Origin of the sequence: Streptomyces nigrescens (genome assembly GCF_027626975.1) — a bacterium.
GTDB classification, from domain to species: Bacteria; Actinomycetota; Actinomycetes; order Streptomycetales; family Streptomycetaceae; genus Streptomyces; species Streptomyces nigrescens.
The window spans coordinates 8,070,990-8,088,275 of the sequence record NZ_CP114203.1; the positions used below are offsets into that span (position 1 = coordinate 8,070,990).

General features: G+C 70.3%; 6 protein-coding genes. 4 read left to right on the forward strand and 2 right to left on the reverse strand.

Annotated elements, in window-relative coordinates; genetic code table 11:
- Window positions 1-517 precede the first annotated feature (517 nt).
- The 3 genes from STRNI_RS35810 to STRNI_RS35820 all read left to right on the forward strand — a co-directional run bounded on the left by STRNI_RS35810 (window position 518) and on the right by STRNI_RS35820 (window position 4,055).
- Complete coding sequence (locus STRNI_RS35810) at window positions 518-2,416, forward strand: sensor histidine kinase (RefSeq protein WP_159490775.1); 1,899 nt, start codon at window positions 518-520, stop codon at window positions 2,414-2,416.
- A complete protein-coding gene (locus STRNI_RS35815; RefSeq protein WP_018093232.1) occupies window positions 2,398-3,054 on the forward strand; it encodes a response regulator transcription factor in 657 nt (218 codons plus the stop codon). The genes STRNI_RS35810 and STRNI_RS35815 overlap by 19 nt, the downstream gene beginning before the upstream one ends.
- A gap of 302 nt (window positions 3,055-3,356) precedes the next feature.
- Window positions 3,357-4,055, forward strand: a complete 699-nt coding sequence (locus STRNI_RS35820) for a tectonin domain-containing protein (RefSeq protein WP_159490777.1) — start codon at window positions 3,357-3,359, stop codon at window positions 4,053-4,055.
- A gap of 197 nt (window positions 4,056-4,252) precedes the next feature.
- Here the strand turns inward: STRNI_RS35820 and STRNI_RS35830 are convergent, their stop codons facing one another.
- Together STRNI_RS35830 and STRNI_RS35835 are read right to left on the reverse strand one after the other, a co-directional pair.
- Window positions 4,253-5,263: an ACP S-malonyltransferase gene (locus tag STRNI_RS35830; protein WP_277412709.1), complete on the reverse strand. Its 1,011-nt coding sequence runs from the start codon at window positions 5,261-5,263 to the stop codon at window positions 4,253-4,255.
- 2 nt (window positions 5,264-5,265) lie between these two features.
- Complete coding sequence (locus STRNI_RS35835) at window positions 5,266-5,637, reverse strand: hypothetical protein (protein WP_277412710.1); 372 nt, start codon at window positions 5,635-5,637, stop codon at window positions 5,266-5,268.
- A gap of 746 nt (window positions 5,638-6,383) precedes the next feature.
- On the opposite strand from STRNI_RS35835, the gene STRNI_RS35840 reads away from it, so the two are divergent.
- The gene (locus STRNI_RS35840) at window positions 6,384-17,252 is read left to right on the forward strand and encodes an SDR family NAD(P)-dependent oxidoreductase (RefSeq protein WP_420911230.1); all 10,869 of its coding nucleotides are present in this window, start codon (window positions 6,384-6,386) and stop codon (window positions 17,250-17,252) included.
- The last annotated feature ends 34 nt before the right edge of the window (window positions 17,253-17,286 follow it).

The window sequence follows — 17,286 nt, forward strand, 5'->3', positions numbered from 1 at the left end:
GAATTACCTCCTGGCGATGAGGGAGGGGAGTCGGTATGGACCTTTGTCCATCGTGAATCGTCGTATGCAGAAAATATGCCGTGGCGGCACATTCCGTGAATCAAGCTACGGCCACACGACGGGTGGAGCTAGCTCTACCCCGGTTGACGGATATCTCATTCCTTACCCAGGAGGGGGAAGAGCCCGCGGGCGTGGTGCCGGTGACGGCTTCACCGGCCATCCTTGTAGGGGGCAATGCTCTTTTTCCAGCCATGTGCGGGGGCCGCTGGCGGAGAGCGGCGGTGAGCGGGGCGGCCGTGTGGAAGGTGCCGATCCGCTACGGGACGCGTCACTGATATGCGCCGCACCGCACACTCCCCTCAGGCACCGGGAATTGAGGATCGATTCCCGGCCAGCGCCTCCCTATTGAGGCCATGGGTGTCGGCCAAAGAAAACCGAGAACCCCCTACCCCCGGTCGGTATCGTGGCATCTGGCGATCGCTCCCGCCGGGGGCATCGGAAAGTACGGGGAGATTCGATGTTCGGACGGCACCTGTGGGCGCCCCTGCGCGGCCTTGCGCTGTTCGGGCTGGGACTCACCGCCGGCCCGATGCTGGCCGCCGTCGGCCTCGGCACGCTCTTCGGCATCCAGGCGCTCGCCCAGTGGTACCGCGATCCGCTCAATGTGTACCGCACCCTCGCGAGCCGGTGGTGCGGGGTGGACATCCCGGTGCCGTACCAGCCCCCGCCGCCGCCCCCCGAACCCGAACACGACGGCTGGTACCGCTACAAGAACCGGCTCTACCTGACCCCGAAGAAGCTCTCCTACGAACGGCGTTGGGACTGGCTGGTCAAGGACCCGGCCACCTCCCGGGACATCCTGTGGATGCTGATCAACCCCTTCGTCGGCAGCGTCACGGCGCTGCTGCCGCTCACGCTGGTCGTGGTGGGAACCACGTTCCCCTGGTCCTGGCCGGGACATCCCGGGATCACCGTCCCGATCACCGTGGCGACGGCACTGGCGGGCTTCGGCTTCGGGCCGGTCCTGCTCCATCTGCACGGCCGCTGGACCTGCCAACTGCTCGCGGCCGCAACCGACTCGGGGATACGCCGTGCGCTGATCTGGATCGGCCGCGGTGGGCTCGCCACCTGGCGGCTGGCCCTCACCGCCGGACTCGCGGTCGCCGAACTGGCCGCCGCACTCATGCATCTGCTGGCCATGGTGCCGATCCTGCTGTGGGCCTGGCCGACCGTGCTGGTCGCCGGCCGGCAGCTCACCTCCTGGCGCCGGCATCAGATCCAGGAGTGGACCGGCATCCGGATCGACCGGCCCTATCTGCCCGAACCGGCCCTGCCACCGCCCCGGCCCGACGGCACCTACCAGATCGGCCGCACGCTCCACCGCACCCCGGAGATGGCGCTGCGGTCCCTGCGGTACCGGCAGAACGCACGGGATCTGGCCACCTGGCGGGACCTGCTGTGGCTCCTGCTCGACCCCGTCGTCGGGGTGCTGCTCGCCGCGCTTCCCGTAGTGGTCACCGGGTACTGCTTCTTCGGCCTGATCTGGTCGTGGGCCTGGGCATCGCTGCTTCAGCCCTTCGTCGACTTCCACACGTTCGACCGCTGGCCCCTGATCATCCATGTCATCCCGGTCATCGGCGACTACCCGATCGCCACCGCCCCGCTGATCGGCGTGATCGGCACCCTTATCGGGAGCCTGCTCGCCATCCCGCTGCTGCGGCTGCACGGTCTGTGGAGCTGGCTCCTCCTCGGGCCGACCAAGTCGGCCCTGCTCGGCCGCCGGGTGGACCAGCTCACCGAAACCCGGACGGAGGCCCGGGAGACCCTCTCCTCCGAGCTGCGCCGGATCGAACGGGACCTGCACGACGGAGCGCAGGCGCAGTGGGTGGCCATGGGGATGAAGCTCGGCGCCATCGAGGCGCTCATCGAACGGGACCCGGCGTCCGCCAAGATGATGGTCGGGACCGCCAGGGAAGCCTCCGCGAAAGCCCTCATCGAGTTACGCCATCTGATCCGTGGCATCAATCCACCGGTGCTCGCCGAACGCGGTATCGCGGACGCCATCCGCGGACTGGCCCTGGACTCGCCGCTCTCGGTCGGTCTGCGGATCGACCTGCCCGGCCGCCCCGAGCGCCCCGTCGAGTCCGCCGCCTATTTCGCGGTGTCCGAACTGCTCACCAATGTTTCCAAACACGCCGACGCGGACCGTGTGCGCATCGACGTGCGCCACACGGCGCAGCATCTGCGGATCGCGATCACCGACAACGGGGCCGGTGGCGCCGATCCCGCGAAGGGCAGCGGGCTGCGCGGCGTCCAGCGGCGGCTCGCTACATTCGACGGAAGTCTCGCCGTGCACAGTCCACTTGGCGGTCCCACCACAGTCACTCTGGAGATTCCGTGCGTGTTGTCCTCGTAGAGGACCTCTACCTGCTGCGCGAAGGTCTGACCCATCTGCTCACCGCGCACGGCTTCGAGGTCGTCTCCGCAGTCGAGACCGGCCCGGAGCTGCTCACGGCGGTGGAGGAACACCGGCCCGATGTCGCGATCGTGGATGTCCGGCTACCGCCCACGTTCACCGATGAGGGGCTGCAGGCGGCGCACGAGGCTCGCCGGCGGATCCCCGGCCTGCCCGTCCTGGTGCTCTCCCAGCACGTCGAGCAGCTCTATGCGCGGGAACTGCTGGCCGACGGTTCCGGTGCCATCGGATATCTGCTGAAGGACCGGGTGTTCAACGCCACGCAGTTCGTGGACGCGCTGCGCCGGGTCGCCGAGGGCGGTACCGCGATGGACCCGGAGGTCATCTCCAAGCTGGTGGAGAGCAATGCCCATCAGGAGCCGCTGGGCACCCTGACCGCCCGGGAGCGGGAGGTCCTGGAGCTGATGGCCGAGGGCTGTTCCAATGCCGCGGTCTCGCACCGCCTCTACATCAGCGAAGGCGCGGTGAGCAAGCACATCGCCAGCGTCTTCACCAAGCTGAACCTCACCAACTCCAATGACACCAACCGCCGGGTGCTCGCGGTCCTCGCCTACTTGAACAGCGCGAACCTGGACTGAGAAGCCGGTCTCGACGTGGAAGCCGAGTAGCCGCGAGCCCCCGGGCCCCAGCACGCCGAAGTCCCGTGCCCGACAGGCGTGTTGCCTCCCCCGGCCGTCGTTCTGAGCCTTGTGGGTTACGGGGTTTCCGGCCTCCTGATGGCGTGGCGGGAGGGCCGCTTCCCGGACGCACTGGGGGTGAAGGCAAACAAACAGCGATTTTTGGATGATCTCAGCAGTCAATCCGCATATCTGGTCGTTTGGGTGGACCTTCCGGGCGCCAGATTTCTCCTTGCAACGTTCGCGGCAGAGGGGACACGGACATGGCGGACTGGAAGCAGGTCTCTGGCGGTCTCACGACGATCTCGGTGGGGTCGAGGACGCATGTGTGGGGGGTGAATTCGCTGGGTCAGATGTATCGGTACACGGGGCATGACTCCAACCCGTGGGTCGGTATCCCGGGTAAGGCGGTGGACATCGGTGTGGCTGCCGACGGCACCGTCTGGCATGTGAACTCTGGCGGGGGGATCTATCGCTACACCGGGGATCAGGGTTCTACGGACTGGGTGGGTGTGTCCGGTGGTCTGACGCGTATCTCGGTGGGGTCGAGGACGCATGTGTGGGGGGTGAACTCGCTGGGTCAGATGTATCGGTACACAGGGCACGACTCCAACCCGTGGGTCGGTATCCCGGGTAAGGCGGTGGACATCGGTGTGGCTGCCGACGGCACCGTCTGGCATGTGAACTCCGACGGGGCGATTTACCGCTACACCGGGGATCAGGGTTCTACGGACTGGGTGGGTGTGTCCGGTGGTCTGACGCGTATCTCGGTGGGGTCGAGGACGCATGTGTGGGGGGTGAACTCGCTGGGTCAGATGTATCGGTACACAGGGCACGACTCCAACCCGTGGGTCGGTATCCCGGGTAAGGCGGTGGACATCGGCGTGGCCGCTGACGGCACCGTCTGGCATGTGAACTCCGACGGGGCGATCTACCGCTACACCGGAGACCAGCCGAGCTGACCCTGAAGCGCTGAAGGCGAGCGAGGAGGCATGACGAGTCCGGCGCCGGGACGGCAGCCGTCGGCGATGGTAAAGGTGTTGCCGACGGCGTCCTTGGCGCCGGATTCCTCTCCTGCCTCGCAGCCGGCCCGAATGCCTGGGAGTGGCCGGCGGCTCGCCTCCGTCTGCCGTCCTCGCACCGGTTCGCCGCCCGCGTTTCAGGCGGCCCGGGCCCGGAGTTTCGGTGGTCCCGGACGGAGGGCGTTCTTCGGGTTGACCGTGATGACGTCGAAATTGCGGACCGTGCAGTTCAGCCGGTGGAACATGTCATCGGCGCCGGTGACATAGAGGGATTCCACGCCGAGTCCGGTCATCGAGGTCACCATGTCCGGCCAGCGGATCGCCCGGTCGAAGGTGTCCAGCAGCATCGTCCGCATCGCCTCGGCGGAGTCCACCACCGTTCCGTCGGCGTCCGAGATCACGGGGAGCCGGGGCGCCCTGATCCGGTACTTGGCGATGACCTCCGCCTCCGCCTTGCGGCGCAGGGCACCGAACGCGCCGGCATGCACCGGCGGGCGCATGGTGTACATGGAGTATCCGCCGAGGTCCCGCACGGCCCGGATGAAATCCTCCAGCCGGGATTCGCGCAGGGACACCATGTAGAACCCGCGCTCCAGCACCCCGGAAATGTCGAACCACTCACCCCGGGCCCGCATGTCGTCCAGCAGGGCATGGAACTCTTCGTCCGGGACGCGGTAAACGGAGTGCGTCACCACGTCCGAGTGCTCGGTGGAGAAGTACTCCTTCTCGCAGCGCGCCAGCTCCGCCGTCATCCGTACGGCATCGGAGAAATCGAGCGAACCGGCGTACGCGGCCGCCGCCTTCTGGCCGAAGCTGGCCCCGGCGCAGACGTCCGGCCGCATACCGAAGCGGTCCTCGGCCCGGTCAGCGGCGGCGAGCGAGGCGATCAGAAAGGCCAGCTGGGCGTACTCGGAGTAGTCGGCGCCGGCGTCGTGGAAGCGCTCCAGTACGGAGAAGCCGAGCACCTCGTCGGCGGTCGCGAGCCGGTCGCGTGCATACCGGTCGAGCACCAGGAACCGGCCGGCGCTCGCGAAATCGAACCGGCCCATGCCGGGGAAGAGTACGGCGGTCCGCGGCTCCGCACCGGAGGCTCGCCCGACGGCCGGCGCGGTGGGGGAGTCCCACCCCTGCGCTTCAGTCCGACCCATGGTCAGGCACACACCTTTTTCAATGTTTTGATGTTGGTGACGGTCGCCTTGACCCACACCGCCACCCGGCCGAAGTCGCGTGCGGCCTCGACGCGTGCCATGCCATATTGATGGGCCACCTGGCGCATGGCCTTCGAGACCTCACGGTCACGCACGTCCTTCGCCAGGTCGCGTAATTCCTTGCCCTTTTTCTCGTAGTCTTCGGCCTTCTTCGGGTCCGGCACCAGATCGACGATCCGGAGTGCCTTCACACAGGCGGAAGCCTTGTTCTTGAGATCGGACGACTTATTGGAATTCCCCTTGTCCGTGCATCCCGCGGTCAGCAGTACCAGTGCTAACGCGAGGACACGGACACGGGCGGCCACCCTGGGCATAGGATTCCTCCCCATGTCTTGTGCTGTGGTCGTCAACACCGTTCCGGATGACGGCCGTAGAGGGGTTCAGGGTATCCGGTCCGCTCCTCGCCTGTCACCGATGTGCGGAGCAATCGGGCCGGGCGCCGCATGGCGCAAATTAGGGGGTTCGCCGGTACCGGATAGGGGTAGCCGGCGCGGGATCGCCGCTCTAACCTGGCAGCCGCAAGAGAAGTGGGATTTCGCGCGCCCCGATCGTTTCGCGGGCCCGGGTGCCGGCGGGCTGCCCAGGTATGAATGGCTGCCGTGAGCAGGGGGAACAACCGGGCCGCCACGGACGGACGGGGCGGCCGTGGGGCTGTCGGCGGGCCTGCGGCGTGCGAGGCCGCGGCCGGTGATTTCGCCACCCGGCCTTCCCCACGACCCGTATCCCCGTATCCCCGCGCGGAACTGTCCTGCTTCACACCCGTGCACCGGGTAATTCACCGCGACCGTCACCGGGAGCGCCCGCAGTACCCCCTGATCACCCCTCACCGCCCCACCCGTATCCCAGGGTTGCGCGATATCCCTTAGGGGAGGCTAGGGGTTGGAGTACCTGTCGGCGATTCCGTAGCGTGGCCCGCAGTGAGTCGAAGGGGGATCTGTCGGGCTTGGAATTCTTGGGAAGCCGACTGCGCGGACTAATTGCGCGCTCTCATCAGGGCGATTGATACGGCGGCCGGCGCGGCAGGGGATGCCGCTGCCGAGTGCGCCGCCGTACAGGTGTCGTGGCGTTCGGTGTCTTTCGGTGTCATCGACGTAAAGGTCCTCCGACCGATTCAGTGGAGTGGAATACGGTGGCGAACAACGAGGGAAAGCTGCTCGAGTACCTCAAGCGGACAACGGCCGAGCTTCGGGATACCCGTGCCCGGCTGACCGAAACCGAGCGGAAAGAGTCGGAGCCGATCGCCATCGTAGGAATGGCGTGCCGCTATCCCGGTGGAGTGTCCTCGCCGGAGGAACTGTGGGAAGCGGTGTCCGCCGGGACCGACGGTGTTTCGGAGTTCCCCGACGACCGTGGCTGGGACCTGGACTCGCTGTACCACCCGGACCCCGAGCACACCGGCACCTCGTACACCCGGGAGGGCGGATTCCTCCACCAGGCGGCGGAGTTCGACCCGGGGTTCTTCGGCATCTCCCCGCATGAGGCGGTGGCGATGGACCCACAGCAGCGGCTGCTGCTGGAGGTGTCCTGGGAGGCCATCGAACGTGCCGGGATCGACCCGGCCTCGCTGCGGGGCAGCAAGACCGGCGTGTTCACCGGCGTGATGTACCACGACTACGGTGCGGGCGTCTCCGGCGTCGCCGAGGACGTCGCGGCGTTCCAGGGCAACGGGGCCGACTCCAGCGTGGTCTCGGGCCGCGTGGCGTACCTCTTCGGCCTGGAAGGACAGGCCGTGACGGTGGACACCGCCTGTTCCTCCTCCCTGGTGGCGCTGCACTGGGCGATTCAGGCCCTGCGGGCCGGCGAATGCAGCATGGCGCTGGCCGGTGGTGTGACCGTCATGTTCACCCCCGAGACCTTCATCGACTTCTCGCGGCAGCGCGGTCTCGCGGCCGACGGCCGCTGCAAGTCCTTCGCGGCGGCCGCGGACGGCACCGGCTGGGGCGAGGGCGCCGGAGTGCTGCTGGTGGAGCGGCTGTCGGACGCCCAGCGCAACGGGCATCCGATCCTCGCCGTGGTGCGGGGCTCCGCGGTCAACCAGGACGGTGCGAGCAGCGGTCTGACCGCGCCGAACGGTCCGGCGCAGCAGCGGGTGATCCGGCAGGCGCTGGCCAACGCCCGGCTGTCCACGGGTGACGTGGACGCGGTGGAGGCGCACGGCACCGGCACGCGGCTGGGTGACCCGATCGAGGCGCAGGCGCTGCTGGCCACGTACGGGCAGGACCGGCAGCAGGACCAGCCGCTCTGGCTGGGCTCGATCAAGTCGAACATCGGGCACACCCAGGCCGCCGCGGGCGTGGCCGGTGTGATGAAGATGGTCCTGGCCATGCGGCACGGGACGCTGCCGAAGACCCTGCACGTGGATGAGCCCTCGCCGCAGGTGGACTGGTCGGCCGGCGCGGTGGAGCTGCTCACCCGGGCACGCGAGTGGCCGGACTCCGGCCGCCCCCGCCGGGCGGGCGTGTCCTCCTTCGGGATCAGCGGCACCAACGCGCACGTCGTACTGGAGCAGGCGCCGGTTCCGGGTCCGGACGACGCCGAGCCGCCGGCCCCGGACGACGCACCTGCCGCCGCCCCGTCCGCGCCCGGGATCGTGCCGTGGATGCTGTCCGCACGGTCCCGGGAGGCACTGGCCGCACAGGCCGGGCGCCTGGCGTCCCACGTGGCGTCCCGGCCGGAACTGGACCCGGTCGACATCGGCTTCTCGCTGGTGACCACGCGGGCGGGGCTGGACTACCGCGCGGCGGTGACCGGTACCGACCGCGAAGAACTGCTCGCCGGTATACGGGCACTGGCCGAGGACACCGAGCAGTCGCGTGCCGTGAGCGAGGGCCGGCTCGCAATGCTGTTCACCGGCCAGGGTGCGCAGCGGCCGGGCATGGGCCGCGAACTCTACGAGGCCTACCCGGTGTTCGCACGGGCCTGGGACGAGGTGTGCGCGGAGTTCGACGGTCTGCTGCCGCGGCCGCTGACCGAGGTGGTCTGGGCCGCGTCCGGCGGTGGCGAGCAGGAGCTCCTCCACCAGACGCAGTATGCGCAGGCGGCGTTGTTCGCGCTGGAGGTCGCGCTCTTCCGGCTCGTCGAGTCCTACGGCGTGGTTCCGGACGTCCTGCTGGGCCACTCCATCGGCGAGGTCACGGCGGCCCATCTCGCCGGTGTCTGGTCGCTCGCGGACGCGGCGCAGCTGGTCGCGGCCCGTGGGCGGCTGATGCAGGCCCTGCCCGGTGGCGGAGTGATGGTGTCGGTGGCGGCGTCCGAGGACGAGGTGCGCGCGCTGCTGGAGGGCCGGGAGCAGGTCGGGATCGCGGCGGTGAACGGACCGGCATCGGTGGTGCTCTCCGGTGCCGCCGAGCCCGTGGAACAGGTGGTCGCGGCGCTGGAGTCCCGTGGCCGGAAGGTGAAGGGGCTGCGGGTGAGCCATGCCTTCCACTCGCCGCTCATGGAGCCGATGCTGGCCGAGTTCCGCACGGTCGTGTCCCAACTCACCTACTCCGACGCCCGGTTGCCCGTCGTGTCGAATGTGACCGGCCGGCTCGCCGAGCCCGCCGAACTCCGCGACCCGGAGTACTGGGTACGCCACGTCCGGGAAGCCGTCCGCTTCCACGACGGCATCCAGGCCGCCCACGCCGACGGCGTCACCACCTTCCTCGAACTCGGCCCCGGCGGAGTGCTCTCCGCCATGGGACGCGACTGCCTGCCCGATGACGACACCGTCACCTTCCAGCCCAGCCTGCGGGCACCGCTCGCCGACCCCGAGGCACTGCTGAAGGCGCTGACCGGACTGTGGACCCGGGGCGTCCGCGTGGACCGGGCCGCCCTGCTGCCCGGGGGCCGGCGGGTGGACCTGCCGACCTACGCCTTCCAGCGGCAGCGCTACTGGCTGGAGGGCGCCGCCGGAGGCGCGGACGTGACCTCCGCCGGACTCGGTGCGGGAAACCATCCGCTGCTCGGCGCGGTGCTGCCGCTGCCCGGCTCCGACGGATTCCTGCTGACCGGCCGGCTGTCCCTGGCCACCCACCCCTGGCTTGCCGACCATGTCGTCCTGGGCACCGTGGTGGTGCCGGGCTCCGCCCTCGTCGAGCTGGCCGTCCAAGCCGGTGACCAGGCCGGCTGCGAGCTCATCGAGGAACTGACGCCGCTCGATCCGCTGGTCCTGCCCGCACGGGGCGGGGTGCGGATCCAGATCACCGTGGACGCGCCGGACGAAAACGGCCGACGGGAACTGTCCGTGTTCTCCCAGGCCGAGGACGCCGACGACACCCGGCCCTGGACCCGGCACGCCACCGGTGTGCTCGCCGCCGGCCCCGCCCCCGTACCGGCCTTCCCGGAGACCTCCTGGCCCCCGGCCGCCGCCGAACCCCTCACCGTGGACGGGCTCTACGACGAGCTGGCGGCGACCGGCTTCGGCTACGGGCCGGTCTTCCAAGGCGTACGCGCGGCCTGGCGACGCGGCGAGGACCTCTACGCCGAGGTCGCCCTCCCCGACGAACCGGCCGCCCAGGCGGACGGCTACGGGCTGCACCCCGCCCTGCTGGAAGCCGTCGTCCAGACCCTGAGCCGGGCCGAGTCCGGCACCGACGGCCCACGGCTGCCCTCCTCGTGGTCCGGCTTCCGGCTGCACGCCGAGGGCGCCACGACCTTGCGCGTCAAGATCTCCCCGGCCGGTGCGGACGGCTTCTCCGTACTGGCGGCCGACGCGGACAACGCCGTGGTCGCCTCCGTGGACCGGGTCGCCCGCCGCGCCGTGACGGCCGACGAGCTCACCACCGGCTCGCACACCCCGGACTCGCTGTACCGGCTGGACTGGACACCGGTCCCGGCCGCCGAACGGACTGGCGGCACCTGGGCGGTCCTCGGTGACGACCCCGCCCTCGCCGCCGCGCTGGGCGCCTCCGTGCTCGACCCGGAGGACACCGACGCCCCGGTACCGGACACCGTGGTGCTGCCGGTAACCGGGGCCACACCCGGCACCGTGCCCGACGCCGTACGGGAAACCTCTCATCAGCTCCTGGCCCGACTGCAGTGGTGGCTGGCCGAGGAGCGGTTCGCCGGCACCCGGCTGATGGTGCTCACCCGTGGCGCGGTCTCGGTCGCGGAGGAACCGGTCGACCTGGTGACGGCACCGGTCTGGGGCCTGGTGCACTCCACACAGTCGGAGCATCCCGACCGGCTCGTCCTGGTCGACATCGACGACGACACCCGGTCCCTGGACGCGCTGCCCGCGGCGGCCGGCGCAGGGGAACCGGAGCTGGCGATCCGCGGCGGTCGCCTCTCGGCGCCCCGCCTCGCCCAACTGCCCGCGCCCGAACGGGAACCCGACCCGGTGTGGACCGCGGACGGCACCGTACTGGTCACCGGCGGCACCGGCAGCCTCGGCGCGATCACCGCCCGCCACCTCGTGGCCGACCTCGGCGTCCGGCACCTGCTGCTGACCAGCCGCCGCGGTATGGCCGCCGAAGGCGCAGCGGAACTCCGCGACGAGCTGACCGCACTCGGCGCGCAGGTGACCATCGCCGCATGCGACGCCGCGGACCGGGAAGCGCTGGCCGCCCTGCTGGCCACCGTCCCGGCGGACACCCCGCTGACCGGGGTCGTCCACACCGCGGGTGTACTGGACGACGGCGTCCTCGCCTCGCTGAACCCGGAGCGCATGGACAAGGTGCTGCGGCCCAAGGTGGACGCGGCCTGGAACCTGCACGAGCTGACCCGCGACCTCGATCTGTCCGCGTTCATCCTGTTCTCCGCCGCGTGCAGCGTCTTCGACGCACCCGGACAGGCGAACTACGTGGCGGCCAACGCCTTCCTCGACGCGCTGGCCGAACACCGCCACGGCCTCGGTCTGCCGTGTGTCTCGCTGGCCTGGGGCCTGTGGGCGCAGGACGGCGGCGGTATGGCCGGCGGACTCGGCGAGAACGACCTGCGGCGCATGGCCCGCAAGGGCATCGTGGCGCAGACCCCGGACGAGGGCATGCGGATGTTCGACGGCGCCGTCCGCTCCGGCGCGCCCCTGGTCGTACCGGTGCGCCTGGACATCAACGTCCTGGCCGTCACCGGTGACTTCCCGCCGATGCTGCACGGCCTGGTGCCGTTCCGCCGGCGCACCGCGGCGACGGCCGGTGCCGGGACCGGCGACTCCCTGCGGGAGAAGCTGGCCGGGCTGCCACAGGCCGACCAGGACCGGGCCCTGCTCGACGTGGTCACCGCGCAGATCGCCCTGGTCCTCGGCTACGCCGGCGGCGGCGCGGTGGAGACCTCCCGCGCGTTCCGGGACCTCGGCTTCGATTCACTGACCGCGGTGGAACTGCGCAACCGCCTGGACACGGTGACCGGCCTGAGCCTGTCCGCGACCCTGGTCTTCGACTACCCCACCCCCGTCGCCCTGGTCCGGCACCTGCGGGAGCAGCTGCTCGGCGAAGCGGCCGCACCCGTCGCCGTGCGGTCCACCGCGCCGGCGGCCGACGACGACGATCCCATCGTCATCGTCGGGATGGCCTGCCGGTTCCCCGGCCAGGTGACCTCCCCCGACGACCTGTGGAACCTGCTGGTCTCCGGCGGCGACGCCATCGGCGACTTCCCGGAGAACCGCGGCTGGGACGTCGAAGGCATCTACGATCCGGACCCCGGCCGCAGCGGAAAGACTTACACCCGCGAAGGCGGATTCCTCCACGACGTCGCCGACTTCGACGCGAGCTTCTTCGAGATCAACCCCCGTGAAGCGCTGGCCACCGATCCCCAGCAGCGGATCCTGCTGGAGACCGTCTGGGAGGCCTTCGAGAACGCGGGCATCGACCCGACCACCTTGCGCGGCAGCAAAACCGGTGTGTTCGCCGGAGTGAGCTACCACGACTACGCCCCGCCGAGCGGCCAGATCCCCGAGGACCTCGAAGGCTATGTCGGGACCGGCAGCGCGGGCAGCGTCCTGTCCGGCCGGGTCTCCTACACCTTCGGCCTCGAAGGCCCCGCGGTGACCGTGGACACGGCCTGCTCCTCCTCCCTGGTCGCCCTGCACTGGGCCATCCAGGCGCTGCGCACCGGGGAGTGCACCCTGGCCCTGGCCGGCGGCGTCTCCGTGATGTCCACCCCGGACACCTTCGTCGACTTCTCCCGGCAGCGCGGCCTGTCCGCGGACGGCCGCTGCAAGGCCTTCGCCGCCGCGGCGGACGGCACCGGCTGGGGCGAGGGCGTCGGCATGGTCCTGGTCGAGCGCCTTTCGGACGCCCGGCGCAACGGCCACACGGTCCTTGCGGTCGTCCGGGGTTCGGCGGTGAACCAGGACGGCGCGTCCAACGGTCTGACCGCCCCCAACGGCCCCTCGCAGCAGCGCGTCATCGAACAGGCCCTGGCCAACGCGGGGGTGACCGCCGATCAGGTCGACGCGGTCGAGGCCCACGGCACCGGTACGCGGCTGGGCGACCCCATCGAGGCCCAGGCGTTGATAGCGACCTACGGCCGGGACCGGACGGCCGACCGGCCCCTGTGGCTGGGCTCGATCAAGTCCAACATCGGGCACACCCAGGCCGCCGCCGGTATGGCCGGCGTGATGAAGATGGTGCTGGCCATGCGGCACGGGCTGTTGCCGAAGACCCTGCATGTCGATGCGCCCACCCCGCACGTGGACTGGTCCGCCGGCAGCGTCGAGCTGCTGACCGATCTCCGGCAGTGGCCGAAGACCGGCGAACCCTGGCGGGCGGGTGTCTCGTCCTTCGGGATCAGCGGGACGAACGCGCATGTGGTGCTGGAGCAGGCGCCTGCCTCCGACCCGGTGGCTGTGGAGCCGGTTCAGGGCGAACCGGCTGAGGCGGTTGAGGCGGCGGCGCGGGCCGGTGTGGTTCCGTGGGTGCTGTCGGCGCGTTCGGAGGAGGCGTTGGCGGCTCAGGCGGAGCGGTTGGCGTCCTTTGTGGAAGACCGTCCGGAGCTGGGTCTGGCTGATGTCGGGTTCTCTCTGCTGAGCACGCGGGCGGAGTTGGAGCACCGGGCTGTGGTGGTCGGTGCTGAGAAGGATCAGTTGCTGAGTGGTTTGCGTGGTCTCGCCGGCGGCCTGGAGGGGCCGGGTGTGGTGCGCGGCAGTGTGGCGGCTACGGCGGCTTCCGGTGCGGTGCTGGTGTTCCCTGGCCAGGGTTCGCAGTGGCTGGGGATGGCGGATGAACTGCTCGCCAATTCCCCGGTGTTCGCGGGTCGGATGGCTGAGTGTGGTGAGGCGCTGTCGGAGTTTGTGTCCTGGAAGTTGGATGAGGTTCTGTCCGACGAGGACATGCTGGCGCGGGTTGATGTGGTTCAGCCTGTGTTGTGGGCGGTGATGGTGTCGCTGGCTGCGGTCTGGGAGGACTGTGGCGTGGTGCCTGCTGCTGTGGTGGGGCATTCGCAGGGGGAGATTGCCGCGGCCTGTGTGGCGGGGATTTTGTCGCTGCATGATGGTGCCCGGGTGGTGGCGTTGCGCAGTCAGGCCATCGGCAGGGTTCTTGCCGGGCGTGGTGGCATGGTCTCCGTCGCCGGTTCGCGTGAGGCGGTGCAGGACCGCATCGCCAAGTGGGGCGAGCGGCTGTCCGTGGCTGCTATCAACGGCCCGACATCGACGGTGGTTTCAGGCGAACCGGAGGCCTTGCAGGAACTGCTGGCGGAGTGCGCTGAGCAGGAGGTGCGGGCTCGGCAGGTTCCGGTGGATTACGCCTCGCACGGTGCGCAGGTCGAGGAGCTGCGCGAGGAGCTCGCGACGGTCCTGGCCGAGGTGCGCCCTGGCCAGGGTCGGGTTCCGTTCTACTCCGCGGTGAATGCCTCGGTCGTCTCCGGTGAGGAGCTGGGCGCCGGGTACTGGTTCGAGAATCTGCGTAACACGGTGCGGTTCGAGGAAGCCATCCAGGCGCTGCTGGCGGACGGGCACGGCGTTTTCGTCGAATGCAGTGCGCACCCCGTCCTGACGCCGGGAATCGAGGACACCGCGCAGGAGGCGGGCAGCCCCGTCGTGGTGACGGGATCTCTCCGCCGCGACGAGGGCGGCTGGTCCCGTTTCGCGCAGTCGCTCGGCCAGCTCTGGGCGTATGGCGTCCCGCTGGAATGGATTTCCCTGCTCCCGTCCGGGCAGCGGGTCCAGCTTCCGACCTACGCCTTCCAGCGGCAGCGCTACTGGCTGGAGACCTCGTCCGGTGCCGGGGACGTGTCCTCGGTGGGGCTGGGCGCGGCGGATCATCCGCTGCTCGGTGCCGCGGTGGCGTTGCCGGACTCCGACGGCTTCTTGTTCACCGGGCGGCTGTCGCTGGCCACGCACCGTTGGCTGGCCGATCACACCGTGCTGGACACGGTGTTGGTGCCGGGTACCGGGCTGGTCGAGATGGCCATCCGGGCCGGGGACCAGGTGGGTTGTGACCTGCTGGAGGAACTCACGCTGGAGACACCGCTGATCCTCGCGCCGACCGGAGGGGTGCAGCTGAGGGTCACCGTCGGTGAGTCCGACGAGAACGGGCGCCGGAACCTCGCGGTGTTCTCCCGCGACGAGAACGCAGCGGCCGAACAGCCGTGGACCCGGCACGCGACCGGTGTGCTCGCCGTCGGAAGCGGAGCTCCGGCCGTGCTCGGCGAGGAGGCCTGGCCGCCTGCCGGTGCGGAAGCCGTTTCGGTGGACGGGTTCTACGGGGAACTCGCCGATGCGGGCTACGAGTACGGCCCGGTGTTCCAGGGGCTGCGCGCGGCCTGGCGACGCGGTGACGAGGTGTTCGCCGAGGTCGCCCTGCCCGAGGAAGCCGTCGGAGAGGCGGGCCGGTTCGGTCTGCACCCGGCACTCCTCGACGCGGTTCTGCACACGGTGGGCCTTGGCGAGGCCCACGGCGACGAGGGGCCGGGGCTGCCGTTCGCCTGGACCGGGGTCCAGCTGCATGCGGTGGGCGCCACCGCGCTGCGCGCCAGGCTGAGCAAGGCCGGCGAGAACGGTGTGCGGGTCGTGGTGAGCGATGCCGACGGTGCCCCCGTGGCGACCGTCGAGTCGCTGGTCATGCGTGAGGTCTCGGCCGACCAGATGCGGGCCGCCGGCAGCGGCCAGGACTCGGTCTTCCGGCTCGACTGGACGGAACTGCCCGACTTCTCCGGCCGAGGCAACGGGAGGTCCCTGGCCGTGGTCGGGCCCGAGGCCGACGCGTTCGCGGGTGTCCTGCGGGCCGCCGGTATCGAGGCGGGTACCGCGGCGGATCTGGCGGTGCTCGGCACGCAGGGGCCGGTGCCGGATTATGTGCTGCTGCCGGTGCCCGCGGCCGGCCCCGGCGCTGTGCCGGATGCCGTGCGCTCGGCCGTGTACCAGGTGCTGGGTACGGTGCAGACCTGGCTGGCCGAGAGCCGGTTCGCCGACGCGAAACTGGTGGTCCTCACCCGGGGTGCGGTCGCCGTGAACGGTGAGCAGAGCCCGGATCTCGCGCTGGCTCCCGTCTGGGGCCTGGTGCGGTCGGCCCAGTCCGAGAACCCGGGCCGGATCGTGCTCGCCGACCTCGATGGCGAGGAGTCGTCGCTGCGGGCCCTGCCCGCCCTGCTGGCCGAGGCGGAACCGCAACTGGCGGTGCGCGGCGGGGTCGCCTCCGCGGCCCGGCTGGCCCGTTCCGGGCCGGTGGATCCGGACCGGAAGCCCGTATGGGCCGGTCAAGGAACGGTGCTGATCACCGGTGGCACCGGCATGCTGGCCGGTCTGGTCGCGCGGCACCTGGTCGCCGAGCACGGTGCGAAGCGGCTGATTCTGGCCGGCCGCCGGGGCCTGGCCGCCGACGGGGCCCCACGGCTCCGGGACGAGCTGACCGAGCTGGGTGCCCACGTGGAGGTGGTCGCCTGTGACGCGGCCGACCGGAACGCGCTGGGTGAACTGCTCGCCGGGATACCGGCGGAGGCGCCGCTGACCGGGGTGGTGCACACCGCCGGGGTGCTGGACGACGGACTGATCGGCGCGCTGACCCCGGAGCGGACCGAGACCGTGCTGCGGCCCAAGGTCGACGCGGCCTGGAATCTGCACGAGCTGACCCAGGACCTGAACCTGTCGGCGTTCGTGCTGTTCTCCTCGGCCTCCGGGGTGCTCGGCGCGCCCGGCCAGGCCAACTACGCGGCGGCGAGCACCTTCCTCGACGCGCTGGCCGAGCACCGGCACGCCCACGGCCTCCCGGCGTTGTCACTGGCCTGGGGGCTCTGGTCGGAGCGCAGCGGCCTCACCAGGAAGCTCACCGAGACCGATCTGCGGCGGATGAGCCGGGAGGGGCTGCCGCCGATGTCCTCGGAGGAGGGCGTGGCACTGTTCGACGTGGTGGGCGCCGCCGGAACCCCGGTGGTGATTCCCGTGGCGCTGGACGCCAAGAAGGTCGCGGCAGCCGGGGAGGTGCCCGCGATCCTGCGCGGCATCGTCCGCACTCCCGCGCGCCGTACGGTGAGCGCCGGGCCCGCCGTGGCGAAGTCCCTGCGCGAACGGCTGGCGGGGGTGCCGGCCGCCGAACGCGCCGGTGTGGTCCTGGACTTGGTGCGTACGCACACCGCCATGGTGCTGGGGCACTCCGGTGCCGGCATGGTCAACGCGGATCAGAGCTTCAGTGAGCTGGGCTTCGACTCACTGACCGCGGTGGAGCTGCGCAACGGCCTGCATGCGGAGACCGGGCTGCGGTTGCCGGCCACCTTGGTCTTCGACTACCCGACCTCCGCGGCACTGGCGAACCACATTCTCGCCGGCCTCGTCGATGACGAACCCGATGCCGTCGCCACGGCGCTGGCGACCATCACCAAGCTGGAAAACGCTCTTTTGACGCTGGAAACGGAAAGCCGTGAACGAACGACCATCACGAAACGCCTTGAGCGGGCCTTGAGCAGGTATCGCGACGGCGGCTCGGCAACGGATAAACGCGACACGAACAGCGATATCCGGGATGCCTCCGCCGATGAACTACTCGACTTCTTCGACCAGGAGTTCGGGAAGTCCTGACCGCGATTCTGTCCACATTCTTTCCAGCCTGAGG